The following is a 25,689-nucleotide window of genomic DNA, read 5'->3' on the forward strand; positions in this document are numbered from 1 at the left end:
TATTGAAAGTCTGAAAATTCATTAAAACTATGTATAAGACTAGTATTTTTGAATTTGGGATTCGAGTACACGTAATATTGTGGTAGTGTATATCATGGCAAAGTAAATTAGATTTTTCCTATTTTTAAAGAATTTCTATTAATCGGGCTTGCTTCACTGGCAACCCCGCAAAGGTATAACAGGGTAACGACAAAAGATTCAATTTATTAAAATACCGGCTTCAAAAGCGATAATACTCCTAAAAGAATAGTTATAAATATGGAAAGTACAAATGTTCAATACGACGAGAGCAGTATACGGTCGCTTGACTGGAAAGAACACATCCGGCTCAGGCCCGGGATGTATATCGGAAAGCTCGGTGACGGCTCGTCGGTGGACGATGGAATTTACGTGCTCGTGAAAGAAGTGGTCGATAATTCGATCGACGAGCACATGATGGGCAATGGCAAAACGATTGAAATAAAGATCTCCGAGCACCGTGTGGAAGTACGCGATTACGGCCGTGGTATTCCGCTTGGCAAGGTCGTGGACTGCGTATCGAAAATCAACACCGGCGGTAAATACGACTCGGGTGCGTTCCAGAAGTCGGTGGGACTCAATGGCGTGGGCACCAAGGCGGTTAATGCGCTTTCTGCTCACTTCAAGGTACAATCGTTCCGCGACGGCAAGACGAAAAGTGCGGAGTTTAACCAGGGAGCACTTTTGAACGAATCGCCGGAAAGCCCCACCAGCCAGCGCAACGGTACGCACGTGGCGTTTGAGCCGGACGGCGCTATTTTCAAGAACTTTCGGTACATCCCTCAATACCTTGATAATATGATCTGGAACTACTGCTATCTGAACGCAGGGTTGACGATCAATTTCAACGGGCAGAAATACTTCTCGCAAAATGGTCTTCTCGACCTTTTGAAAAGCAAATCCGACCCGGAAACGTTGCGGTATCCGATCATTCATCTGAAGGGTGAGGACATTGAAATGGCGATGACTCATGGTAACCAGTATGGTGAGGAATACTACTCTTTTGTGAATGGTCAGTATACGACACAAGGAGGTACCCATCTCGCTGCATTCAGGGAAGCAGTTGTTAAAGCAGTGCGCGAACATTTTGGTAAAGATTACGCGCCGGAAGACATCCGTTCGTCGATCATCGGCGCCATTGCGATCCGCGTTCAGGAGCCGGTTTTCGAGTCTCAGACCAAAACCAAGCTCGGTTCCAACACCATCACGCCCGACCCGAACAGCACGACGGTAAGGACATTTGTTAATGATTTCGTAAAAGAAAGGCTGGATAATTTCCTGCACATGAACCCCGAGGCACGCGATGCATTGAAAAAGCGGATCGAGCAATCGGAGCGGGAACGTAAAGAACTGGCGGGAATTAAAAAGCTTGCCAACGACCGCGCAAAAAAAGCCAATCTGCATAACAAAAAACTCCGCGATTGCCGCCTGCACCTCACAGACCTGAAAAGCGATCAGCGTTACGAAACCACGCTTTTTATTACGGAAGGAGATTCGGCGAGCGGTTCCATCACCAAGTCGAGGGACATTCAGACGCAAGCTGTATTCAGTTTGCGCGGTAAGCCGCTCAATTCGTTTGGGCTTACCAAGAAGATTGTTTATGAAAATGAAGAGTTTAACCTGCTCCAACATGCATTGGACGTGGAAAATGGGGTGGAAAACCTTCGCTTCAATCGCATTATCATCGCTACCGACGCCGACGTGGATGGCATGCACATCCGTTTGCTGCTGATGACCTTTTTCCTGCAATTTTTCCCGGACCTGGTGCGGAACGGGCACTTGTTTGTGCTCGAAACACCGTTGTTCCGTGTCCGCAACAAGAAAGAGACGATCTACTGTTATAGCGTCGAAGAAAAACAGGCGGCGATCGACAAGCTGGGCAGCAAGCCGGAAATTACCCGTTTCAAAGGGTTAGGAGAGATTTCCCCGGAGGAATTTGGAAGGTTTATCGGTGAAGACATGCGTGTGGAACCCGTGATCCTGCAAAAGGAAACTTCCATTCAGAAACTGTTGAGTTATTTTATGGGTAAGAACACGCCTGAAAGACAGCGTTTTATTATCGATAACCTTAAAGTAGAGAAGAACGTTGACGAACTCGCACTCGCAGGGTAGCCCGGCCGTGCATTATCTTTGAGCTGGTCAAGTAATATCAGGCCGGGAAGTTCTTTATTCAAAAAACAACCGTACCTCCCGGTTTGAACAACCTTTTAAAGTGTCTTTGTGGAATTACAGGATTTAAGAAACAGGATCGATGGGCTGGACGACCAGTTGCTGAGCATTTTGAACGAGCGCATGGAGCTGGTCAAAAAGGTAGGCGAGCTGAAACGGTCTTCCCAGTCGATTATTTACCGCCCCGAAAGAGAGAAGCAAATTCTCGACAGGCTGGCTAAACACAATGACGGGTTGCTCACCCGCCAGGCGATCGACGCCATTTTCTTCGAAATTTTCGCGGTATCCCGTAATCTGGAACTGCCGGAACGGGTGTCTTACCTGGGTCCCGAGGGAAGCTTCACGCATCAGGCTGCCGAAGGCCGTTTCGGAGCAATGAGCGAATACCTGGTGTTGCCTACGATTCATTCGGTATTTGAAAGTGTAGAAACAGGCCGCGCCAAATTCGGGGTGGTGCCTATCGAGAATAATCAGGAGGGGATCGTCGTTGAAACCGTCGATTTCCTGCGGGAAAAGAACCTTTCCATTGTTGCGGAAATGCTTCTGAAGGTGCATTTTACTTTCGCGTCGCAATCCGACAGTCTGAAATCGATCAAAAGGATTTATTCCAAAGACATTGCGTTCCGGCAATGTGGTAAGTTTATCAACGAATACCTGGAAGGCATGGGCATCGAGCTGATAGCTGTGGATTCCACCTCCAAAGCGGCCAAGCTGGCTTCCGCGGAGCCCGATTCGGCGGCAATATGCTCTTCCATCTCCGCGAGGCTGTTTGGGGTGCCTATTCTTTTTGATAATATCGAAGACAGCGACCAGAACCAGACACGCTTCCTGATCCTGGCCAAGGAGTTTACCAATATGAAGAGTAATGATGACAAGACGACGATCATCGCCAATCTGCCCAATACCAACCGCCCCGGCGTGCTGTACGAGTTCCTGAAAGATTTCAACGACCGTGGTATCAACCTTACCAAGATCGAAAGCCGGCCGTTACGCGGCGAAGCCTCATTCAGGGCGTGGTTTCTCGTGGAGTTCCTCGGGCACATGGACGACCCGCAGGTGCAGGAGATCATGCACAAGTACGGGACGCATTTGAAATGGCTCGGCAGTTATGTAAAAGTGGCCTGATAAGGAGTTTGTATAAAAGCAGAAAGCTCGCCGATGAAGCGAGCTTTCTGCTTTTATAATGTATTTCAAAATTATTTCTTCAATGTCCCGCGGTAGAGCGACGGCCAGTTGCCATACAACTCGATTTCTGCTTCCACACCATCGGGCAGGCGAATCTTCATTTTCCGCTGGGCCGAAGGCTGTTGGAACGAATCGATGGCGAGTACGACGATCTGGTTTCCTTTCACAACAGATGTGATAAAAGGCTGCTTACCATCGATAGCCAGCAATGCCTGCTCTTTTTTCGGTTGGACCCATTGCCCGTTCAGCTGAAATGCCAGGTCCTGGGTTTGTCCACCGACAATAACGTCCTCCACTTGCTTGGCCATCCAGTTGCCCAGCGCGTAATATTCCGTCGGGAAATCCCAGTAAGGAGCGGCAGTCCCGCCGGTTGTGTTGCGGCCGACCTCGTTTTCCGGCGTCTTGCCATCAGCGGGATACCATTCGTAGCCCCAGCCCCACATATCTTTCGATACCTTATAGGCGTTCGGGTTTTGCGCACTCGGAGCGCCGTCGTGCCAGAGGTAATAGCCGTCGAATAGGATTAATGAGAATAATGAAAAGCTCAATGCCTGACTTGCCGGCATCATTTCGAGCTGGTTCATAATAAGCTCGCCTTTGGGGTCGGAGAGCTGGTAGTTCCAGGGAACGATCGGGTCCTTATACAAAGGCATGTACCGGTTCCAACCGTAGAAAATGAATTTATTGTTTTTCTGATAGGGAAGTAGCTTATTGATGCGCAATGAATGGATCGCGGAGAGCAGCACGAAGTTATTTGGAGAATTACCGGCGTCATCGATCGCAAACATTGGCTTAGGATACACGTCGATAGGGACAGTATTGAAAATTTCCCGGAAACTGTCGCCATTTGGCAGCGGATCGAAGTTGGAGTTGTTGGATTTCGGCTCGCTGTACTCTTTGATAAAATCCTTCGGGTTAGCTCCGCCTACCGTATTAATATGCGGATTGGTGTAGGCCCCACCACCCCAATAATCCATCAGGTGCATATTGGGATGGTTCTTTTTGACCACTTTTGAGAACCAGATCAGCCGCTGGATCACCTCTTTGGAGTAATGCTGGTTCCAGAACTCGAAGTCGTACGCATACACGCCGAAGCCCGGTATGCCCGCTAATGCTTCAACCTGTTCTTTCGAGAGGCTCGCAAACCATTTTTCGTCCTTATCTCCAAAGTAATTAGGAGTGGCGGTGTAATGCAGCTTTTCCGCAGGATATTCCTTTTCAGTATTGGACAAAAAACCGATGCCGCGTTTATAATAGTTGTCGGAAGGAACATAGTTATTCAGCCGGTACTGCATTACCAGCTTGTCCTTAATAGGTTCAAATTCGGGGAAGCGCGTGTCGAAATCGACGTTGATGGTGCGTGAAGGCGAAAACCAATCCGGGATGCTGATGCGTGTCAAAGCATTTGAACCTGCCTGGCCGGGCTTGCCGGCGATGTAGATGTTCTGCTGGCGGACCGCACGGTTTTTGGCCGCATTCCACCAGTCGTTATAAGGGGCGTCGATCCAGCGGGCGGTTACCGAATACAGGTAACCCGGTTTTACTTCGATCCCATTTTCCAATCCTTTCACGACAATGCCGTCGATCATGACCACTTTTGTGCGGTTATCATTGTAGTTGGCAAAGTCGCGGAGCAGAAGTTTGCCGTCTTTGCGAACGGGCCGGACGTCCAGCCAATTGTCCTTACTTCCCTGCCTGATCCACTCTTTCGCGTCGACAACCTCATTGGCCATCGCGGCTTCGAAATTGAATGCGGCGGTCGTCTGACAGCCCTGCTGGCCGAGGCTCACTACATTAATCTGCACCTCGCCGCCTTTGGCTTGCACACCGGGGATCGTGAGCCATGTGCCGTAACGATGCGGGACGGCCTGGAAGGTTTGCGTTGTGCCGTTCTGGGTGATTTTTACGTCGTAAGGAGAGAGCCCGCCTGCGTTCGCTGCCAGCTCGAACTGCATTTCCCGGCCGATCTGGCGGTAACGCCGGATCGTGAGATCGCACGCATTAGAGGCGGAGTCGAGCGTCCGCGCCATGGGGAAGCTTTCAGTTACTTGTACATAAGTTTTGTGGCCGCTGGGACCAAAACGGTTCCAGGCCCAAAGCCCGGAACCGATCAGGAATGCGAGAATGCCACTAAGCCAGATAAGCGATGTTTTGGTCAAAACCTTCTTTTTATGTGTCACGTTGCTTGCTTTACCACCAACGATAGAATAGGCCTATCGAACCGTTCACGGATGATATGCCTTTGTTGATGTAGTCATATTTATATGCCGTGCCATCATATTTGACACGAACATCGAGGCCAAACGTCCCATCTTTCTTGAAGAAAAATTTGGAACCGGCGCCGACGCCGTATTTAAAACGTACTGCCTGATCCTGCGATGACAATGTGCCGTAGTAAACGGTATAGTCGATAATGCTCGCGCCGGCGCTCACCTGCACGTAGGGCTGTACCTGCGAATTGCGGGGCAGGAAGTGGTAGTTCGCGAACAACTCAACGGGATATTGCGAAACCGTGCGCGTTTGAACGGCCGAAATAGTACCGTCCTGGCCTTCGTACAATGCTCTCGGAATGCGCTTTTCAAAATAGGTAGAGCCGATTTCACCGCCCACGGAAAGCTGTGAATTTCTCAGGACCCATTCAATGGAGATAGAAGCATTCTGGAACGAAGACTTGTCGACATAATTATCCTTGAAAGAGCCCATAGGCACTGCGCCTATGAAGCGCGCGGTAGCAAGGTAATAGGTGTACCGTTCAAACGGTGAGGCAATGGTATATAACCTGGGTTTTTCCTGCGCCAATGCGGGCAGTACACTTCCAAGAAAAAGGGCAATGATGATGATTCTTTTCATTTGTTACTTGATTTTGAGATAACCGGATTGCCCGAAAATAGCATCCGCCATTTTGTCGATGAGGTTTTGGTCGCCGATGGCCGAGCCACGGATCTGAGCGTCCCAGATCACATTGAAAGTCTTGCCGGCTGGCGTGGTCTTCGGGTTTTTGAAATCGAGCATCGAGATCATCCAGGAGCTTTCGCTGGTTTCGTAATAGCTGTAATAGCTCGGGTAGCCATAGCCGTAACCGCCCCAGTAACCCCCGTAGTACGAAGAAAGTGGCTGATATACATTGAGGTAGGTGTTGGTGATCCACGATACGTTGATACCGACGTCGGGGTTGTCCTTCCGGCTCACATACTTGTAACCCATATTTTGCATGTTGGTAATGAGCCGTTGCAACATGGCACGGTCGATGTCATCAAGGGACGTGCCGCTGCGATTATTTTCGACGATCAGCACGGAATCCACGATGCTGAATGTTTTGTACTGACTGAAGTTGGCAGATTGATCGTGATTTGTAATGTATACCAACGACTCCTCATTGGAAAGGTCGCTGATCGGATCTTTCGAACACGACATCAACCCGAGGCCGACGATCAGTAAGAGGAAAGAGGCTTTCTTGAACATTTGAGTTGTATTTTAAAATTTGTTAAATAAACGAAAGTTGAAATGTTTAAAGTTTATGAGTTGAGAGTTTATGACCTTAAAGTTTAAGAGTTTATGAGACCCAGCTCAATGACCAACGATTCAAGACAGCATACTTTCAACTCATAAACTCTAAACTCATAGACTCCTAAACTACGACGGTATCAGCGTGCGATTGGTTGCAAGAGTATGGATGTTGGCAAAATGTCTCTTAATATTGAAAACACATTTGGACAATCTTCGTCCGATTCACCGTAAATTTGCAGCTGTTTAATCTAATCATAATGGAAGCAAAAGAAGAGATTTTAAGAATCATAGATGTACTCAACGACACTTACGAAAGCGAAGAGGCATGGTATGGACCGTCGGTGGTGGAAGCGCTGCGCGATGTAACCCCGAAAATCGCGGAGACACGCCTGAGCAGCAATACACACTCTATCGCAGAAATAGTGTATCACATGACCACCTGGCGCATTTTTGCCGTTCGCAAGTTGCAGGGCGACGCCGAGTTCGATATCAAGACGCAGGACAAGGACTGGAAAAAATTTCCGGTCGTTGACGAGTTCGAATGGGAGGCCATTCAGATGGAACTCAGCCTTTCGCAGGAAGAGCTGGTTTCGGAACTGGAAAAGATCGAAGACGACAGTTTCCTCGAAGAGTTTGTGCCGGGCCGCGACTACTCTTATTACACATTGATCCACGGTGTGATCCAGCATGACGTTTATCATGCAGGCCAGATTGGACTCATTAAAAAAGCAGCTAAGGCAATGCGTTTGGAAGAAGACGATGATTACGGCACTTACGGCGACCGTACAGACTATGACAATTCCGCAGATTATTACTGATACTTGTATGAAATTTTGTAAAAATAGGCAACTACCTATTGTTTATAATTTAAATTTTATATTTTGCATTATAATGGAACGTGGGATGTTGAGAAATACCAACGTTCCAATGGTGTGGATATAGACAAAAAGGCTGTCCGATATTTCGGGCAGCCTTTTTTTAAGCAAAAAATCTGTGCAACATTTGGCACTTCAAATCGCCTGAACATTCTATGAAAATATTAATCGTTGAAGACGAACCGAAACTCGCAGGTTTTCTCAAAAGAGGCCTCGAAGAGCAGTCTTGGGAAGTGGAATTGGCTTACGACGGACAAGTCGGTAAGAAAATGGCCTCCAACTACCGGTTCGACGTGATCATTCTGGATGTGAACCTGCCGCTGCTCAACGGTTACGACCTTGCCAAACAACTCCGTGCCGACGGCCTCACGACCCCGATCCTGTTCCTGACCGCATTGGGTACGATCGATGACAAGCTGGATGGTTTTGAAGCCGGCGGCGACGATTATCTGGTAAAGCCCTTCGAATTCCGTGAACTCATCGCGCGTATCAAAGTGCTTTCGCAGCGCAACAGTGTCCGTGAGCAATCCAGCCAGGTGCTCTCACTGGCCGATCTCGAACTGAACCTTGACGAAAAAGTTGCCAGAAGGGGCGGTAACCGCATTGACCTCACTGCCAAGGAATTCGCTTTGCTCGAATACCTCATGCGCAACCGCGGACGTGTAGTCTCCCGCGTGGACATCGCCGAGCAGGTGTGGGACATCCGTTTCGATACGGGTACCAACGTGATCGACGTATATATCAATTTTCTCCGTAAAAAGGTCGATAAAGACTATCCTACCAAGCTCATCCACACGGTGGTAGGCATGGGCTACATTTTCAAGGAAGAATGAACATTAAATCGCGCCTGACGCTGCTGTTTACCCTGTTGGTAGGCTCCATCATGGCGCTTTTCTGCCTTGCTATTTACTTTTTCTACGACCAGTACCGCGAAAGGCAATTTTATTCCTTTCTGAACGAACGCGGACAGACCATCGCCCAGCTCGTGGAAGCGAGCCACGGCATCAGTAAGGCAGATATCGAAAAGATCGAGAAGGAGAATAAGACGATCCTGCTCGATGAGGAGATCACGATTTACGACGGCTCGGATTCGGTCATATTCGTGAGCGGGAAAGAGAATTTCAGGCTTTCCAGGCCGATGCTGACCGAGGCGCGCGCAGGGAAGGAAATCCATACCAAGCATCAGAAGAAAGAGGTGATCATTATCCGGCACATTTTGCAGGACCATCGGAAACCGTGGGTGGTGGCTGTGATCGCAAATGATTATCTCGGTATGAACCAACTGAACCGTCTGCGCGAAATCCTGTTGATCGGATGGCTGCTGTCCATGATTCTCGTCGGCGTTGCGGGCTGGCAGTTCTCAAATGACGCAATCAAGCCGGTGGCGGATATTATCGACCAGGTGAACAACATTTCGGCTGGTAATTTGCATGAGAAAGTGCGGGTGGGTCGCGAAAAGGACGAGCTCGCATTGCTGGCAGAAACATTCAACCAGATGCTTACCCGGCTTGAAATCGCATTCGTGGCGCAGAAAAACTTCGTCTCGCACGCGTCGCACGAGCTGCGCACGCCACTGGCGCTCATTATGAGCGAGGCCGAACTGAGCCTGATGAAAGAGCGCTCCCCGGCAGATTATCAGGATGCATTGAAGGGTATTTGGTCGGAAGCGAAGGAAATGAACGAGCTGGTAAGCCGCCTGCTCGAACTCGCGCGGACAGAGGAGACGGCCTTCCGGGTTACGTTCTCGAAGATCAGGATCGACGAGGTACTGTGGCAGGCAAAAACATCCGTCCAGCAAAAGAATGCGGGCTACCAGGTGCATATTCATTATGATAAAATTCCGGAGGATGAGGAACAACTGAAACGGTTCGGTGACGAAAGTCTGCTCAGAACGGCATTCCTGAACCTCATGGACAATGCCTGCAAGTATTCGCCCGACAAAACCTGCAATGTCTTTCTTGAAATCAAAGACAGGTTGATTGTCGTTTATTTCCGCGATATGGGACTCGGTATTGCGCAGGAAGAGCTTCCTTATATTTTCGATACCTTCTACCGTAGCCAGTCCACGATCAGCAAAGCGGGCTATGGTATCGGTCTCGCATTGACCAAGCGCATCATCAATATGCAGGGCGCGAGCATCGAAGTGGAGTCTGCATTAGGCTCCGGTACCACCTTCATTTTGAAGTTCCCACCTTTTTAATTCCTTTTTAATTCAGCGTTAATGCCTCTTTAACAACGGAAAAGCTCTTTTGTAACGTAAATCGCGTGTTCAGATTTACGTATGCCGGAAGGCATTTCCAGTAGCTTTCACCCGTTGGTTTTCACCGTTTTTTGCAGGTCGTCATCCATTTTTTTCAGATAAAGCGGTACCTGTGACGATGTGGGAAAGAACGGATCAAAATATTAAAGAAAAACTGTATTGAGTTAAATTGAGTTAGGTGAGTAGTAAGAAAAGACTGGCCTTCGGAACTTCCGGAGGCCAATTTTTATATACCGGTTTCGGAAATTTTGAATTTTGTCTGGTTAGGCTCCTCCACGCGGGTAGCGGGCAGGGCCTCGGGATGCTCATTTACAATAAATTCGATCAGCTTTTCCCGTACCAGGCAACGCAGGTCAAAAGTTTCGCTGGAATTTCGCGCCGACATCAGCGCGCGGACGACCATTAGCTGCCCCTGGGTATCGGTAACCTGCAGCGCCCATGCGCGCCCGTCCCAAAGTGGCGTACTATCGAGGATTTCCTTCAACTTGGTGCGTAGCTTGTCGACAGGCGTGTGATAATTAAGATAAAAAAATGCAGCGCCGGTCAATGCGCTCTCATTTCGCGTCCAGTTCTGGAAGGGTGTTTCGATGAAATAGGTAATGGGCAGCACAATGCGTCGCAAATCCCAGATATTGACCACCACGTACGTCAGGTTGATCTCCTCGATACGTCCCCATTCGCCTTCTACGATCACCACGTCGTCGATTTTGATCGGCTGGGTAAATGCGATCTGTATGCCGGCCATCAGGTTTGCCAGCGATTTCTGCGCCGCGAAACCGATGATCACCGATGCGATACCGGCGGAAGTCAGGATCCCGACACCGTATTGCCGCACACTGTCAAAGCTGAGCAGTAATATGGAAACGCCGATCAATACGACCATGATCACGACAATGCGTTTCACGAATTTGATCTTTGTAAAAAGCCGCCGAGCCTGGTTGTTGTCGGGCGTATTGAAATCGAGCTTGTCAATCAGTATTTTTTCGACGATGATCACGATTCGCGCCATGAGCCAGGTCGTAATACCAATCAGCGCCGTTTTGCTTAACGCAAAAACCCAGTCGTACTGCGGGTTAGAGTAGGTATAGGTTTTGGCCGCAGCTGTAATGAGCACGATGGGAATGAAGAAATGCAGTACGCTGGTAAGGTTTTCGCGGACTGCCCGCACCGGGGTCCAATCTTTCTTGGAAGCCGTTATTTTGATGAGGCTGATGATGAGAATGCTGATAACCAGTCCAATGGCGCCTGCCAGCAGCAGCAATAACCAGGGAGAATTCCGGTAATTAATCAGGTCGGTTAAATCCATTCACTAATCAGATATCGTTGAGCCGGGCCACGATCATGCCCGTGTGTTTCGGAACGGAAGCTACGTATTCGGCCAGGGGGACGTTCGTCATGATCACCTTCTTGCCCGTGAGCGAGGCATGGATCAGGTATGCACGGCTGCCTACCTTCGATATGATGCCCATGTGGTTGACATCCAGCCCTTCCACCGACGAAGTAAATGCGACGATATCGCCGTCGTGCAGCATAGGTTCGGCTTTCTGGATGGCGTTTTTGGGAATGTAGCTGTGTTCCCTTGAATTGATGACCGCCTCCTGTTCTTTCAGCTTTTCATACACTTCGCTCGCAGCCAGAGAAGGGTACAGATTGGCGTGGGTGGTCATGAAATTGATTTCCTTGGTAAATGGCACGCCGCCCACTTTTGCCGTGATGTCTTCGAGACGTCCGCGTTTCTGGTTTTCATACATCCAGTCGAGAATGTAATGCAGCCGGGAAGGGTACCCGTCGATCGTCCCGTCGCGGTAACGGAGTTTGGTCAATTCGTTTTTATATTCTTCAAAGGTCGAATTTTCGGTTTTGGCCACCGCGAGTGCGATCACGCTTTCAACGAGGGTGGTGCAGTCAAGCCCGTCGAACTTGCAGACCAGCCGTTCGGTAGGATTGCCCTCCAGCGTGCCCGCGACGTAGGGCGTACCGAGGAATGACTCGCTCATACGGAGTACCTGTGTGCCGATATCCGGACTGGCGGGCAGTTCCATTTTCTGCACGAAGGTTTTTTGCAGGCTGGCTTGCCCAAAAGAGCGGAAGGAACCGAGCAACAAAATGGAAAGCACTACAAATCTGATCATACTTGAATTCTTTAAACCAGGGTACGTAACGGCAAAATATTTGCCAGCATTAAAAACCACAAAATCGCGGGCAGTGTAAAATTAATGATCATAAGCCCCTTTTGCAACGGCAAGCGGGCCGGAGACCTTGCTACTTCGGCACAATCTCGAAAGCGAATGCCGAAATCGGGGGGAGCTCGATGTGCACACCCGTAGATGTAATGTCGGCCGCTGGCAGTTGTACCTGAGGCACTTCGAGTGGGAATACCGGTTTGAGTTTATAAGAGCCGGTATTCCCCAGTTTCAGTACGTTCGTCCATGCGTCCTGCGGTACCTTGATGAACGTTTCTACGGTTCGCGACTCGTGAAAATTGTATACAAACAGCAATTTTTGGTTGTCTGTATACCGCAAATAGCTGTAAATGACCGTTTTGTCATAATTGAACGATTGCCCGTCGACATTCACGTACTGCAAATCATAAAATCCACCGGCATAGACTGCCTCATTGTTCAGGACAAACGCATTGAGGTTGCCGTAAAACTCACGCAGTGTCTTCTGCTCGGTCGTCAAGAGTTCTTCGTTGAACTTGCCGCCATTTACCCACTTCTGAAATTCGGGCACGCCCCAATAATCAAAAATGGTAGTCCGGCCGTCTTCCCCCTGGAAACCCTCTTGCTGGGTTGGATCCACGCCGAGTTCCTGTCCGAAATAAAGCATTAGCGGCCCGGTATGTAACGTGGCGCTCAACACCATAGAAGGCAATGCTGTCCATGGGTTTCCGGCAAAATAGCGTGAAGCAATCCGCTGCTCGTCGTGGTTTTCGAGGAACCGGAGCATATGCTCGCTAAAATCGCCCGATTCTTGCTGCCAGATGCGCGTAATATCCTGGGCACTCCCGTGGCCTTCGATGATCCGTCGCAGCGAATTGTACAGTCCTACTTTATCGTACAGGTAATCAAACTTCCCGATATTGATATAATTGCGGTATTCAAACGGATTATAGATTTCCGCAATAAAGATTACGGCCGGATTTTCTTGTTTGACTTCCGGGATTACCCAGCCCCAGAACTCGACGGGTACCATCTCGGCCATATCGCACCGGAAACCGTCTACACCTTTCTGTGTCCAGTAAATGAGAATATCGCGCATTTTGAGCCATGTGGACGGGATAGGGTCAAAATGGCGGGACCGGCTATCGAGGTAATCGATGCCGTAGTTCAGCTTGATCGTTTCATACCAATCGTACTGACTTGGTTGCGGCTGGAAAACGTCATTGCCCGTAGCTTTGGCGGGCCGTTCGTGATAAGGCGCAGTGACGGGCACGGGCGGCGTGTGCCCTTCCGGTACCACGAAATCGTGGTTCGGGATGTAATAAAAGTTGTTGGAAGGTTTGAAAGTGACGGTATTATCGTCGTCCTCGCCAAAATCCCGGACGCCTTCGGGCCGTACGTCCGAATGATATTGCCTTGCGACGTGGTTCGGGATAAAATCAATGATCACTTTCAGGTTGTGCGCATGGGTACGTGCGACGAGGCTTTCAAACTCCTGCATCCGGTTCGGTATATCCACGGCCAGGTCGGGATCTACATCGTAATAGTCTTTCACGGCATAGGGCGAGCCTGCAATGCCTTTCACGATCAGCGGATGGTCGGGATTAATGCCGAATTGCGAATAATCGGTGAGTGTAGCATGTTCGAGTATGCCGGTGTACCAAAGGTGGGTCACCCCGAAACCTTTCAATGCGGCGAGCGCAGTGTCGTCGATGTCGTTGAATTTTCCGCACCCGTTTTCTTCGATCGTACCGTAGACTTTGTTGGTCGTTTTCTGGTTGCCGAAGAGGCGTGTAAATAGCTGGTATATAACGAATTTATCCTTGTTAACGACGGACATCTCTTTCGGTTTTGTGAATGTTCTGGGAAAGCTTGCGACGTGGTCCGGCGTGGCCGGAGAGCTCGTATTTTGGCCCTGGCGCAGCAAATTGCTATTTTTTACTATTTTGCAAGATATTAAATTTGAAATGATATGCCCTCAATACAAGCTTGCCTTTTTGATCTCGACGGGGTAATCGTTGACACTGCTCAGTTCCATTACATCGCCTGGCGCGAAATGGCGCAGGATCTCGGTTTCGACCTTACGCGTGAAGAAAACGAACGCCTTAAAGGCATCAGCCGCATGGAATCGCTCGAAATCGTATTGTCGATCGGCGGAATTCAACTCTCCGACGATGAAAAGCTTCGCCGCGCTACCGCCAAAAATGCCCGTTACCTTGACCTTTGCATGCAAATGACGTCTGACGACGCATTGCCCGGCGTGCGCCGTTTTCTCAACGAGCTGAAACAAAACGGCATCCCGAGCGGTCTCGGATCGGCAAGCAAAAATGCGAAGGTGATTCTCGAAAGGATCGATATGCTGGACTACTTCGACACGATCGTCGACGGAAACCGCATTACCAAAGGCAAGCCCGATCCCCAGGTGTTTCTGATGGGCGCGGCCGATTTGAATGTGGCACCGACGCATTGTGCGGTATTCGAGGACGCTGTGGCCGGTATCGAATCGGCAAAGGCAGCAGGAATGCTGGCGGTTGGCATAGGGGAAGCGTCGGTACTGACGGAAGCCGACATTGTAATTCCCGGTTTTGAAAACTTTGGTTTGCCTCAATTGGAAAACATATGAAGAATTATATCACTCACGATGAATGGTGCATCGTAGAAGAAGGTTTTCACCCCGAACACAACGAAATTACTGAAAGCCTCATGAGCCTCGGCAATGGGCGGATGGGCCAGCGGGGCAATTTTGAGGAAGGATACTCAGGAAAAACATTGCTCGGTAACTATGTAGCAGGCGTTTATTTTCCCGATAAAACAAGGGTAGGATGGTGGAAGAACGGCTATCCCAACTATTTCGCCAAAGTACTCAATGCCTGTAACTGGACGGGTATCGAAATCCGCGTCGGTACGGAATTGCTCGACCTTAATACCTGCAAGATCGAAGAGTTCCGCCGCGTGCTCAACATGAAGGAAGGGGTGCTCGAACGTACGGCAACCGTAACGCTATCGGGCGGCAGGAAGCTACGCATCCATTCCAAACGTTTTTGCAGCATGGCCGACGATGAATCCGCTGCGATCAGTTACAGCATGGTACCGCTCAATTTTACCGACCATTTCAGCATTACCCCATTCCTCGACGGCCATATCCGTAACCGGGACTCCAATTATGACGAGTCGTTCTGGAACGGCATCGCGCACGAGGCGCAGGGACAGGAAGGATACCTGGTGCTCGAAACGAAAAGTAACCCTTATCAGGTAGAACAGTTTCGCGTCGCGACGGGGATGAAGTTTGATATAAAAGTGAATGGAGTGCCCGTAACGGCGGCCGTGCAAACTTCTTCAAGGGAAAAATATGTATCCGGTACCGTGCAGGCCGAGGTGCGGGAAGGGCAGGAGATTGCGATTTACAAATATGCCGTAAACCTGTCGTCGGCCAACTACGCGCACGATGAGCTCATTTCCAAAGCCAAAGCTTACATTGCCCGTATTGCGGAAAAGGGCTTCGACCGCATGTACGCGGAGCAGGTGCAGGCGTGGGCGGGGAAGTGGGAGAAGAACGATATTACCATTGCCGGCGACGTTGCCGCACAGCAGGGTATCCGGTTCAATATATTTCATTTGGGACAAACCTACACCGGCGAGGACGAACGCCTGAACATAGGACCCAAAGGGTTTACCGGGGAGAAATATGGCGGAAGTACTTATTGGGACACTGAGGCATACTGTATTCCGTTCTACCTGTCGACGGCGGATGAAAAAGTGGCGCGTAACCTGCTCGTTTACCGCTACAAGCATCTGCAAAAAGCCATTGAGAATGCGGCGAAACTCGGTTTCACGGACGGCGCCGCCCTTTATCCGATGGTGACCATGAACGGCGAGGAATGCCACAATGAATGGGAGATCACATTCGAGGAGATCCATCGCAATGGTGCCATTGCTTACGCCATTTACGATTATACCCGCTATACGGGCGACGAAAGTTACGTCACCGGCGAGGGCCTCGAGATGCTGATTGGAATTTCACGGTTCTGGAAGCAGCGGATCAACTGGTCGGAAGAGAAGGGACAGTACGTAATGCTGGGCGTCACCGGTCCGAACGAATATGAAAACAATGTCAATAACAACTGGTATACCAACTACATCGCCTGCTGGACGCTGCGCTACACCCTGGAAGTGATTGATAAGCTCTGGAAGGAAGATTCGCGGAAATTGAACGACGTCATTTTCAGGACTAACCTGCAACTCAATGCCGAACTTGCTGATTGGAAGCATATTGTAGATAACATGCATTATCCGTTCGATGACAGCCGGCAGGTGTATCTTCAGCAGCAGGGTTTCCTGGACAAGGAGCTGCTTACCGTTGGCGACATCGCCGGGCAGCGGCCCATCAACCAGCGCTGGTCGTGGGACAGGATATTGCGTTCGTGTTTCATCAAGCAAGCAGATGTATTGCAGGGCCTATATTTCTTCGAACACGAATTCGACGCGGCGACTATCCGGCGGAATTTCGAGTTTTATGAGCCGATGACGGTCCACGAGTCGTCGCTTTCGCCTTGCGTCCATTCGATCCTTGCTGCGGGGCTGGGCATGCGTGAAAAAGCGTATGAAATGTATCTGCGAACAGCCCGGCTGGACTTGGATGATTACAATAACGACACCGAGGATGGTCTGCATATTACTTCTATGGCGGGGACGTGGATGAGTGTGGTAAAGGGCTTCGCAGGACAGCGCGTAAAGGACGGCATGCTATCTTTCAAACCTTACATTCCGGAGCAATGGGAAGGATATTCGTTCCGGATCGGTTTCAGGGGCGTTCTGCTGAAAGTGACTGTTTCCAAACAAGCCATTTCCATTGAAAATGTGTCAGAAAGTGCTCTCACTGTACTGGTTAATGATAAAAAGGTATTCATCGACGCTTTGGCATCAGTGCGTATTTAAGTACTGAGGGGTTACTTAAAATAAAGTTATTTATTTAAAAAATTATATTTTACGTGTAATTTATCAAACGGTCTTAGCAATAATTGTAATTTTCCCTGATTACTTGTAGGTTAGTGGCTTTTGAGCCATTACGCACCCCTATGGTACAGAAAATTCACTTACTTGTGATGACAGGTATGTCGCTGATGTTGATGGTGTTAGCACCTCGACAGCTCTCAGCCCAGGATTTTAGTGAGTGCCAACGAATTGTAAAAGAACTTCTACCCCTTTTTAATAAATCATTCGAAGAAAATAATCCTTCGTTACTGCGTGGCGAGGAATATCAGCGGGGTGTCCGCAATCTGCAGGCCGCCTATGCCGCTTACCATAAGCAGGCTTTTCAATCTTCCGATTCAGTTCAACGGATGAACAACGAGGCAGTCATCCTCGCACTTTCCGGTAACTATCAAAAGGCATTACATATCATGGAAGCCCTGGACCTGGGCCAGGGCGACCCGCAAATGCATTACAACCGTGGGCTTTTTGCGTTGTTGTCGGGAAAATTCGATGCTGCGCGCAACGACTTTTCCGATTCGCCGAACGGTACACAGGCGACGTTGAATACCCTGGTCGCCCTGGGCAAGCAGAAAAAATACCAGGAAGCGACCAGCTTCGCGAGCGATAATTCAGCGAAGAATACCGATGGTAAATGGAATTTTAACCTGGGTATGGTCCATAAATACAGCGGCCGGATGGAGGAAGCGGTGGACGAACTGACCACGGCGATCCGCCAGAAGGATGAAATGGCCTACCGCTTGCAACGCGGGGACATTTTCATGCGCACCGGCAATGAAAAACGGGCCGTGAAGGATTTCGAGAAGGTGGCGCGTACGCACGCGAAGGCGCAGATACGCTACGCAAACGCGCTGCTTTCGCTGAACCAGTTCGGGATGGCCAGGGCCGTTTTTGAAAAGTATCTCGAAACCGACGACCGGACCTTTCGCGGCGATGCTTATCTCGGGATGGCGCACTCGTGCTACGGGCTGCACCAGATCAGCGAGGCGCAACGGTACTACAAACTGGCATCGACCTTAAAACGGGAGACGCCCGCGTTGCAATCAGGGATTGCGAATACCCATCTCAGTAAGCACGAGTACCAGACAGCATTCACTCTTTTTGACAGGGTCATCAAGAAGGATTCGACGTATTTGCCCGCATACCTTGGAAGGGCCGTCGCTAACTACGGGCAAAAGAAATACGACCTCGCACTGAAAGATTTCAAAAAAGGGGAGAAGGCATTGAACGAGGATAACAAGTTCTTCGCCGATCTTTTTGTCACCAAGGCCTTTTCGGAATATTATCTGAAAAAGACGGCTGAGGCACAGGAGGATTTTCAAAAAGCGATCAAGCTCGACCCGATACGGTACGAAGCACTGGCAGGGTTGAGCGGTATCATGATCGATCAGAAACGGTACTCGGAGGCCGGGCAATATCTGGCAAAAGCACTGCAATATGAGCAGGGTTACGACCTCATGTGGAGTAATTACGGGAACCTGCTGCTGCATTTCGATATGTACAAAAAGGGCTACCAGGTCTTCAAAAAGGCAGTTTCACTAAACCCGGCGAACGTCAATGCGCAGAACGGGTGGGGGATTGCGCTGCTGGAAAACGACCAGCTCGACAAGTCTATGGCGGTATTCGACAGCCTTGTCCGCGAGAAGCCGGAACTGCCTTTCCTGCACAATAACCACGGGATCGTGCAGGCTTACATTGGTAACCGGCATGCCCAGAAGCACCAGGTGAACGAGGCTAATGCACGGTACGATGGGGCTTTTGAAGACTTCAAACTTGCCATGGCAGCGGCGCCCAGCCGGAAGTTTTATAATGTGAACCAGGGAAATGTGTACCGGTATATGGAGCGTTTTGACGATGCGAAGCTGAGTTATCAGAGCTACCAGGACAAAAGTGCGCTCAACAATACCGCGGTAATGTACGCAGGGCAAGAGCGGCTGAAAGATGCAAAGTACTACCTCGGCATCGCGATTCAGATCGACTCGCTCCACCGTGTTTTCCAGTACAATATGGCGGTGTTGATGAAGGGTAAACAAAAGGAGATGATGCGGCTCGTAGCGTCTTCGGACGAAAACAGCCCGTTCTCGGACATCGGGATCAAGTACAGCCGTGACGGTTTCGTAACGATTTATCTCTATGACTACGAATATGATGTACTGACTTTTCCCGGCCGTCACTACATGCCTTTGCCAGTGGCCGAATACAAGGAAGACTATTTTATTCCCGAATACGATTTGAAACTGGTTCCCTACGAAAAAAAGAAAGCCAATCCGGAAAAGAAAAAGCGGGTCCGCTACCACAGCCAGAGAGTAAAAATGCCCGGAAGCAGGGCAAGGTCGGGCACTAAGTGTCCTGTTCTGTTTTAAAGGTTAACTGCCATTTAACAGATGAAGTGGCCACTTTGAGCAATATTTTCCACGACCAATCGAGGGTAATCCCCAATTAATGTAACTTTTTCTACTATTTCGATGTGGTGTCAGTCACACTCAGCTCAGACATCACTGCCGTGTTTTGTGAAGATATTCTTGACTTCTACGAAGCTTATAGGTTTATCGAGAAAAAAGTCGGCGCCATTTCTGAAAGCTTCCTCTTTCAGGTTGGTCATGGCGCTCATCATCACCACTTTTGCACGCTTGCCAGGGTGAGCATCGCGTATTTGCCGGATAGCTTCTACGCCCTTACCGTCGGGTAAGTTGTTGTCTATGAATATCCAATCCGGAATCATATCCCTGACACAGTCCAAGCCTTCGGTTAACGAAGCGACCACCCGGACCGAACCCTCCGGTGTTTTAATATTCAGTTGCCTTATTAGAAAATTGCGCATCAACACTCCCAAATCCCTTTCATCTTCGATAATAACAATTTTCATAGCATTGTGTGAGAAGTAAAAATTTCAGCCATTGGTAGTGGAGGTATATTCCTGCGCCATTTGTGGCGCATACGGATTATAAGCTAACCTTTGAGGGTATCTTAGGCAATAATCCTGCCATATGCGGGGTAAAGCAGGGTATCCGTTGGTACAAGATTTTCCTTGCTTTGAATGAACAAAATGATCCACATTAAAATCGAATGTGTTATGTCGACAAACAAAATCGTGTTAGGACTGGTAACAGCGGCAGTGGCAGGAGCGGTAATCGGCCTGTTACTTGCGCCCGAGGATAGCAAGAAGACTTTCAGGAAACTGAAAAAGAAAACGAATAGCCTGGCCGGCGATTTGATCGCTGCGCTGGAGAAAAGTAAAGAGAAAGCGGTCGATGCGGCGGGGAAGCTCAAAAAAGAAGGGGAGGCTTACGCCGGTGAAGCCGGAGAGTATGTAGACTCCGCCCGTGAACAGGTAGGCAACCTCTGAGGAAAACAGCTATGGAACCAAACGGTGAAACGGGGAAGTCTCAGAAAATAAAGGAGACGGTCTCCGAAACGGTGGATTATTTCAAAGACCTGATGGCTGCCGGCCCGACGGGTATCGCGGGGCGTGGAATGGAGATCGGGTTAGGTGCATTGCTGGGGCGAACGGTATTGCGGCGGCTTCCCGCACCATTCAACCTGATCGCGCCGCTGCTGATTGAGAAGGTTATAATGAAACATGGCGTTGAAGAAGGCCGTGAGTTGCTGCTGAAAGGTTTGTACTGGGTCAAGAACGCGACCGACGACAAACCGGTGCAGCCGGTCTGATTTAATGCGTCTGAAAATACGGAACCCTCCCTTGCCGGAGGGTTTCGACGTTTAGGGGGTAGGCAAGGGTTTTGCATTTCGTATAGTATTGTTTCGATATGTCCGATGAAGCTTGCGCAGCATCGGACTTCCGGGAAAAGGAGACAGTAAGCGATTTGAAAATACGATATCTTTTGATTCTCAGTAAGATGCAGGAGAGGGCAGTTGGGCAACGCCCGGATACTTCTGCTGGAAGTTGTGGGTTATGCAGCCACGCGAAAGCCAACCAGGGAAGCCGCGGATGCGTTTTTAGATGGGGATTAGCGCTACATTCTGAATTATAATACTCAGTATGTGGAAATAACTACGCAATCTTCGGTAACGCACCTCTCTGTTAAGCCAACATTGGATAAAGAGTCGTAAATTTAAAGCACCAAGAGAATGTAAATTTTACCCTTAGTTGCTATATGCAAAGACAGACGCAGACGCAGAGACAGACTTTAAAATACTCTCCCTTGCAAATTCAGATGCTGAATTTACTGCACCTGACTACAATGGAGCTTGAACAAAGGATTAAGGAAGAACTCGAAGAAAACCCTATACTGGAAGAAGGGAAGGAGGAGAGTACGTCGGAGGAAGCGCCCGAAGAATTCGATGATGCAGACAATTCAACGGGTGGGGAAGACAACTCCGTACAAGATTATTACGACTGGGACGAGTTCCGGGACGACGATATTCCGGACTATAAAACGTACGCCAACAACCAGTCGGCAGACAACGAATTATACACCCGGCCGATGGTGGAGACGATCTCGTTCAGGGATGATCTCAAGCAGCAGGTACACTTTCTGCAACTGGATGAACGTCAGCAACTGATCGCCGACTTCATTCTCGACTCGCTCGACGAAGACGGGTTCCTCAGAAGGGAAAGCGATGTGATTGCGGACGATATTTCATTTGCTAACAGCATGTTTATCGATACCGAGGAAGTGAACACAATGCTGAAAATCATCCAACAGCTCGATCCGCCCGGAATTGCGGCCAGCGATTTGCGGGAATGCCTGTTCATCCAGCTGAACCGCATGGAAAACCATAACGACACCTGGAAATGGGCCTATAAGATCGTTACCGATGCCTTCGATGAGCTTGGGTCCCGCAACTACGACAAGATTATGCGGATTACCGGGCTGGACGAAGAATCTTTGAAGAAAGCCATCCAGCTGATCACCACACTCAATCCGAAACCGGCGTCGGGCCTGCGCAATGACTCTATTGTCAACGAAAGCATCAAGCCCGATTTTATGCTCTGGTACACCGAAGATGGCGAAATCGAGGTGCAGCTAACCTGGGGAAACAGCCCGGCCCTGAAGCTGAATAAAGTATTTACCCAAATGGCGGAGCAGAAGCAGGACAAAGCCACCAACCAGTTTCTCAAAAATAAGATGAACTCGGCGAAGTGGTTTATCGATGCCATTAAGCAGCGCGAAAACACCATGCTGAATACGCTGAAAGCGATCGTGAGGCTTCAATATGATTATTTCCAGACAGGCGATATCAAGAAACTGCGCCCGATGATCCTGAAAGATGTGGCGGAAATCATCGATATGGATATTTCTACCGTGTCGCGTGTGACGACCAACAAATATGTACAGACGCCGTTCGGCATTGTATTACTCAAAGACCTCTTTACCGAAGGCGTAACGAATGAAGACGGGACGGAGGTCTCAAACCGTGAGATACAGGAAGCTATCCGCGAAATTGTGGTAGACGAGGACAAACGTCACCCCTACAATGACCAACAAATTACAGATATGCTTGCCGAAAAAGGCTATTCCGTTGCCAGACGAACGGTAGCCAAATACCGGGAGCAATTGAACATACCCACCGCGAGGTTGAGAGTCACTATTTAAGCAAACCAAGTTAAGCCCTTATAACAGGCATGAAAAAAATAGTTGTTGTTGATGATGAAGCGGATATTTGCTTCCTTTTGAAGCGTTTTTTATCAAAAAATGATTTTATAGTAGAAACAGCCCAGAACGGTAAAGATGGTCTTGCTTTGATAGAATCTATTTCTCCGGACCTGGTCATGACCGATTTCAGGCTGGGAGATATTACCGGGACGGAATTGTTGACGGCGATTAAGTCCAAAAGACCCAACGTTCCCGTTCTGATCATCACCGGTTATTCGGATATCAAAGTGGCGGTGAACGTGATGAAACTCGGCGCTTACGACTACATTACCAAACCGCTGTTCCCCGACGAGATTCTGGTTACCGTAAAGAAGGCTATTGCCGACGCCGAAGCATCTCAAAACGAAGAGCAGCAATATGTTGCCCCGGCGTCGTCCGACGGCAGCCCTGACCCTGTAAAACCCGCCCGCAAGAGCAGCTTACGTACCAAAGCCGGTTATGTTATGGGCAATAGCGAAGTTTCGGACAATCTTTTCAGGCAGGTCGACCTCGTGGCTCCTACCAATTTCAGCGTGATCATTTACGGTGAAAGCGGTTCCGGGAAAGAGGCGATTGCGCAGGAAATTCATAACCGGTCGAAACGTAAGGACATGCCGTTCGTGGCGATGGACTGTGGCGCCATTTCAAAGGAATTGGCGGGCAGCGAGCTGTTCGGGCATGAAAAAGGCTCTTTTACCGGTGCATTGCAAACCAAAATAGGCCATTTCGAGCTGGCAAATGGCGGTACGCTGTTCCTGGACGAGGTATCTAACCTATCCTACGAAATCCAGGTAGCGCTGTTGCGCGTCGTGCAGGAACGCAAGATGCGCCGCATCGGCGGATCGAAAGAGATCGATCTGGATGTGCGGATCATCGTTGCAAGTAACGAGCGGCTGCTGGATTCGGCACGCAACGGCAAGTTCAGGGAAGATCTTTACTACCGTTTCAACGAGTTCACGATCGAAGTGCCTGCATTGCGTAACCGCAAAGACGACCTGATGCTCTTTGCCAACTCATTCCTGGAAACCACCAATGTGGAACTGGGTAAGAACGTAAAAGGATTCTCGGAGGAAGTCAAAAACGATTTCGTGAACTACTCATGGCCGGGCAACCTTCGCGAGCTTAAAAACGTGATCAAACGTGCGACACTGCTTTCGGACGGTGAACTGATCGAAGAAAAAGCATTGCCGTTCGAGATCGTGAATTATAAACGTCTGAAAGACCTGGACGAAGAGCCGGCTCCGGCCGCAAATTCGGGAGGATCGCTGCTATCGGACAATGCCGATGGGGATGAAACCAAGCCGAGCCTGAAAACAGTTGCCAACGAAGCGGAATATGACATGATCATGCAAGTGCTGCGGGATGTCAATTTTAATAAAAGTAAGGCGGCACGTTTGCTCAACATCGACCGGAAGACGCTTTATAACAAGATGAAACAATTTGATATCTGACAGTGACCAGCATTGTGAAATGAATAATAAACTGATCAGGGTATTGTTGGTGGATGATGATGAGGACGATTATTTCCTGACCCGTGAATATTTTCAGGATCTGGTTAACTGGAAGTTCGATATCACCTGGTGCGCCACTTTCAGGGATGCCGAGGCGGAGATCAGAAACAATAAATTCGATCTGTACCTGTTTGACTACCTGCTCGGAGGAAATACCGGGATAGACCTGATTGAACTTGCCTGCACTTTCGAATGCGAGGAACCCATTATCCTGCTGACTGGGAAGGGCGACACCAAGATTGCCGTCGAGGCGCTACGCCTCGGCGCTGCGGACTACCTCATTAAAAGCGAGCTGGATGCCGAAAAACTGGAACGAAGCATCCGGTATGCATTGGAGCGGACGTCCGTTTTGAAAGCATTACGCCACAGTGAACGACGCTACCGCCGTGTTTTCGAAGAATCGAACGATTTCCTGTTTATCAGTGACCTCGAAGGAAATATCATCGACTTCAATGATGCAGCGATTGTCATGACAGGGTATTCGCGCGACCAGTTGAAGGAAAAAAAGATTACCGACCTGGTAGAAGATCCATTGTTCGCGGTGCGCTGGAAAGACATTGCCGATCAGCCGATTCACGATCATGAAGTGCGCTTACTGGCAAAAGACACTGATAAAAAATACTGTCTGCTTTCGGCCTCGGTGGAAGTGGATGACAACCATCCGTATATCCAGGGCCGGCTGCATGATATGACCGCCCGCAAGCAGTCGGAGAAAGAGCGGTCGTTTTCCGAAAAAATGGCAGTGACCGGCCGTCTCGTGCGTATGCTTGCACACGAGGTGCGTAATCCGCTCACAAATGTGAACCTCTCCGCCGAGCAGCTGGAAATGGAGCTCGCGGACGAAGACCAGAAGTTTTACACACAGATCATCAAACGCAATTGCACGCGTATCAACGACCTTATTACGCAGTTGCTGCAACCATCGACTTCGGAAGATATTGAGCTGGTGGAAAACTCCGTACATGCGGTGCTCAACCAGGCGATCAGCGCTGCGCTGGACCGGGTGCAGCTCAAAAGGATCCAGATTGTAAACGAGTTTGCCGATGAGGAGCTCGCATTGCCGCTCGATCGTGTTTCACTGCAAATGGCTTTTCTGAACCTCATTACCAATGCCATTGAAGCGATGGAAGAGGATAAGGGTATTCTCCGGATCACGACCCGAAACAATAACGACCACATTCAGGTCATGTTTATCGACAATGGGTCGGGAATCAGCGAGGAGCATATGGACAAGATTTTCGAGCCGTATTTCACGGGCAAAAACAATGGAATGGGCATTGGTTTATCCACAACCATGAGCATTATCCATGCCCATCACGGGCGCATAGAAGTACAATCGGAACTGGGGGTGGGGACAACTTTCACCATCAACTTTCAGACTGCGAAATAATCGCCGCCGGCCTTATCAGTCGGCTT

Annotated in this window: 20 protein-coding genes; 13 read left to right on the plus strand and 7 right to left on the minus strand. The window is 49.4% G+C overall.

Annotation, left to right across the window (positions count from 1 at the left end; genetic code table 11):
- Window positions 1-258: 258 nt before the first annotated feature.
- Window positions 259-2,130: a DNA topoisomerase IV subunit B gene (locus AAHB90_RS01590; RefSeq protein ID WP_342083151.1), complete on the plus strand. Its 1,872-nt coding sequence runs from the start codon at window positions 259-261 to the stop codon at window positions 2,128-2,130.
- A gap of 108 nt (window positions 2,131-2,238) precedes the next feature.
- Entirely contained in the window at window positions 2,239-3,312 is a 1,074-nt protein-coding gene (gene pheA, locus AAHB90_RS01595) for a prephenate dehydratase (protein WP_342083152.1), read from the plus strand.
- A 71-nt stretch (window positions 3,313-3,383) separates the two neighbouring features.
- Here pheA and AAHB90_RS01600 read toward each other — a convergent pair whose 3' ends face one another.
- The 3 genes from AAHB90_RS01600 to AAHB90_RS01610 are packed head-to-tail and all read right to left on the minus strand — an operon-like array spanning window position 3,384 to window position 6,834.
- The gene (locus AAHB90_RS01600) at window positions 3,384-5,531 is read right to left on the minus strand and encodes a hypothetical protein (protein ID WP_342083153.1); all 2,148 of its coding nucleotides are present in this window, start codon (window positions 5,529-5,531) and stop codon (window positions 3,384-3,386) included.
- A gap of 31 nt (window positions 5,532-5,562) precedes the next feature.
- Window positions 5,563-6,222, minus strand: a complete 660-nt coding sequence (locus AAHB90_RS01605) for a hypothetical protein (RefSeq protein ID WP_342083154.1) — start codon at window positions 6,220-6,222, stop codon at window positions 5,563-5,565.
- A gap of 3 nt (window positions 6,223-6,225) precedes the next feature.
- On the minus strand, window positions 6,226-6,834 hold the full coding sequence (locus AAHB90_RS01610; protein ID WP_342083155.1) for a DUF4136 domain-containing protein: 609 nt from the start codon (window positions 6,832-6,834) through the stop codon (window positions 6,226-6,228).
- Window positions 6,835-7,136: 302 nt separating this feature from the next.
- Here AAHB90_RS01610 and AAHB90_RS01615 point away from each other — a divergent pair, with 302 nt between their 5' ends.
- The 3 genes from AAHB90_RS01615 (at window position 7,137) to AAHB90_RS01625 (ending at window position 9,954) form a co-directional block, all read left to right on the plus strand.
- The gene (locus tag AAHB90_RS01615) at window positions 7,137-7,697 is read left to right on the plus strand and encodes a DinB family protein (RefSeq protein ID WP_342083156.1); all 561 of its coding nucleotides are present in this window, start codon (window positions 7,137-7,139) and stop codon (window positions 7,695-7,697) included.
- Window positions 7,698-7,909: 212 nt separating this feature from the next.
- Window positions 7,910-8,587 carry a response regulator gene (locus AAHB90_RS01620; RefSeq protein ID WP_188936103.1) on the plus strand — a complete coding sequence of 226 codons (678 nt, stop codon included), beginning with the start codon at window positions 7,910-7,912 and terminating at the stop codon, window positions 8,585-8,587.
- Entirely contained in the window at window positions 8,584-9,954 is a 1,371-nt protein-coding gene (locus AAHB90_RS01625; protein WP_342083157.1) for a HAMP domain-containing sensor histidine kinase, read from the plus strand. Before AAHB90_RS01620 ends, AAHB90_RS01625 begins: the two co-directional genes overlap by 4 nt.
- A 286-nt stretch (window positions 9,955-10,240) precedes the next feature.
- Here AAHB90_RS01625 and AAHB90_RS01630 read toward each other — a convergent pair whose 3' ends face one another.
- The 3 genes from AAHB90_RS01630 to AAHB90_RS01640 form a co-directional block, all read right to left on the minus strand.
- Window positions 10,241-11,320 (minus strand): mechanosensitive ion channel family protein, encoded by a 1,080-nt coding sequence (locus AAHB90_RS01630; RefSeq protein WP_342083158.1) that lies wholly within the window; start codon window positions 11,318-11,320, stop codon window positions 10,241-10,243.
- A gap of 7 nt (window positions 11,321-11,327) precedes the next feature.
- Window positions 11,328-12,146: an N-acetylmuramoyl-L-alanine amidase-like domain-containing protein gene (locus tag AAHB90_RS01635; protein ID WP_342083159.1), complete on the minus strand. Its 819-nt coding sequence runs from the start codon at window positions 12,144-12,146 to the stop codon at window positions 11,328-11,330.
- Between the two features lie 130 nt (window positions 12,147-12,276).
- Window positions 12,277-14,016 (minus strand): alpha-amylase family protein, encoded by a 1,740-nt coding sequence (locus AAHB90_RS01640; RefSeq protein WP_342083160.1) that lies wholly within the window; start codon window positions 14,014-14,016, stop codon window positions 12,277-12,279.
- Window positions 14,017-14,148: 132 nt separating this feature from the next.
- Between AAHB90_RS01640 and pgmB the strand changes: the two genes are divergently transcribed.
- The 3 genes from pgmB to AAHB90_RS01655 all read left to right on the plus strand — a co-directional run bounded on the left by pgmB (window position 14,149) and on the right by AAHB90_RS01655 (window position 19,528).
- Window positions 14,149-14,799: a beta-phosphoglucomutase gene (pgmB, locus tag AAHB90_RS01645; protein ID WP_342083161.1), complete on the plus strand. Its 651-nt coding sequence runs from the start codon at window positions 14,149-14,151 to the stop codon at window positions 14,797-14,799.
- Window positions 14,796-17,111, plus strand: a complete 2,316-nt coding sequence (locus tag AAHB90_RS01650) for a glycoside hydrolase family 65 protein (RefSeq protein WP_342083162.1) — start codon at window positions 14,796-14,798, stop codon at window positions 17,109-17,111. Before pgmB ends, AAHB90_RS01650 begins: the two co-directional genes overlap by 4 nt.
- 140 nt (window positions 17,112-17,251) lie before the next feature.
- Window positions 17,252-19,528, plus strand: a complete 2,277-nt coding sequence (locus tag AAHB90_RS01655; RefSeq protein WP_342083163.1) for a tetratricopeptide repeat protein — start codon at window positions 17,252-17,254, stop codon at window positions 19,526-19,528.
- Between the two features lie 125 nt (window positions 19,529-19,653).
- Here the strand turns inward: AAHB90_RS01655 and AAHB90_RS01660 are convergent, their stop codons facing one another.
- Window positions 19,654-20,031: a response regulator gene (locus AAHB90_RS01660; RefSeq protein ID WP_342083164.1), complete on the minus strand. Its 378-nt coding sequence runs from the start codon at window positions 20,029-20,031 to the stop codon at window positions 19,654-19,656.
- A 207-nt stretch (window positions 20,032-20,238) separates the two neighbouring features.
- Between AAHB90_RS01660 and AAHB90_RS01665 the strand changes: the two genes are divergently transcribed.
- The 5 genes from AAHB90_RS01665 (at window position 20,239) to AAHB90_RS01685 (ending at window position 25,663) form a co-directional block, all read left to right on the plus strand.
- Window positions 20,239-20,511 (plus strand): YtxH domain-containing protein, encoded by a 273-nt coding sequence (locus AAHB90_RS01665; RefSeq protein ID WP_342083165.1) that lies wholly within the window; start codon window positions 20,239-20,241, stop codon window positions 20,509-20,511.
- Between the two features lie 11 nt (window positions 20,512-20,522).
- Entirely contained in the window at window positions 20,523-20,834 is a 312-nt protein-coding gene (locus AAHB90_RS01670; protein WP_342083166.1) for a hypothetical protein, read from the plus strand.
- A gap of 446 nt (window positions 20,835-21,280) precedes the next feature.
- Window positions 21,281-22,723, plus strand: a complete 1,443-nt coding sequence (rpoN, locus tag AAHB90_RS01675) for an RNA polymerase factor sigma-54 (RefSeq protein WP_342083167.1) — start codon at window positions 21,281-21,283, stop codon at window positions 22,721-22,723.
- A 29-nt stretch (window positions 22,724-22,752) separates the two neighbouring features.
- The gene (locus AAHB90_RS01680; protein WP_342083168.1) at window positions 22,753-24,213 is read left to right on the plus strand and encodes a sigma-54-dependent transcriptional regulator; all 1,461 of its coding nucleotides are present in this window, start codon (window positions 22,753-22,755) and stop codon (window positions 24,211-24,213) included.
- Window positions 24,214-24,232: 19 nt separating this feature from the next.
- Window positions 24,233-25,663 (plus strand): hybrid sensor histidine kinase/response regulator, encoded by a 1,431-nt coding sequence (locus tag AAHB90_RS01685; RefSeq protein WP_342083169.1) that lies wholly within the window; start codon window positions 24,233-24,235, stop codon window positions 25,661-25,663.
- The last annotated feature ends 26 nt before the right edge of the window (window positions 25,664-25,689 follow it).

It is taken from the genome of Dyadobacter sp. OTU695, from assembly GCF_038440355.1.
GTDB lineage: Bacteria > Bacteroidota > Bacteroidia > Cytophagales > Spirosomataceae > Dyadobacter.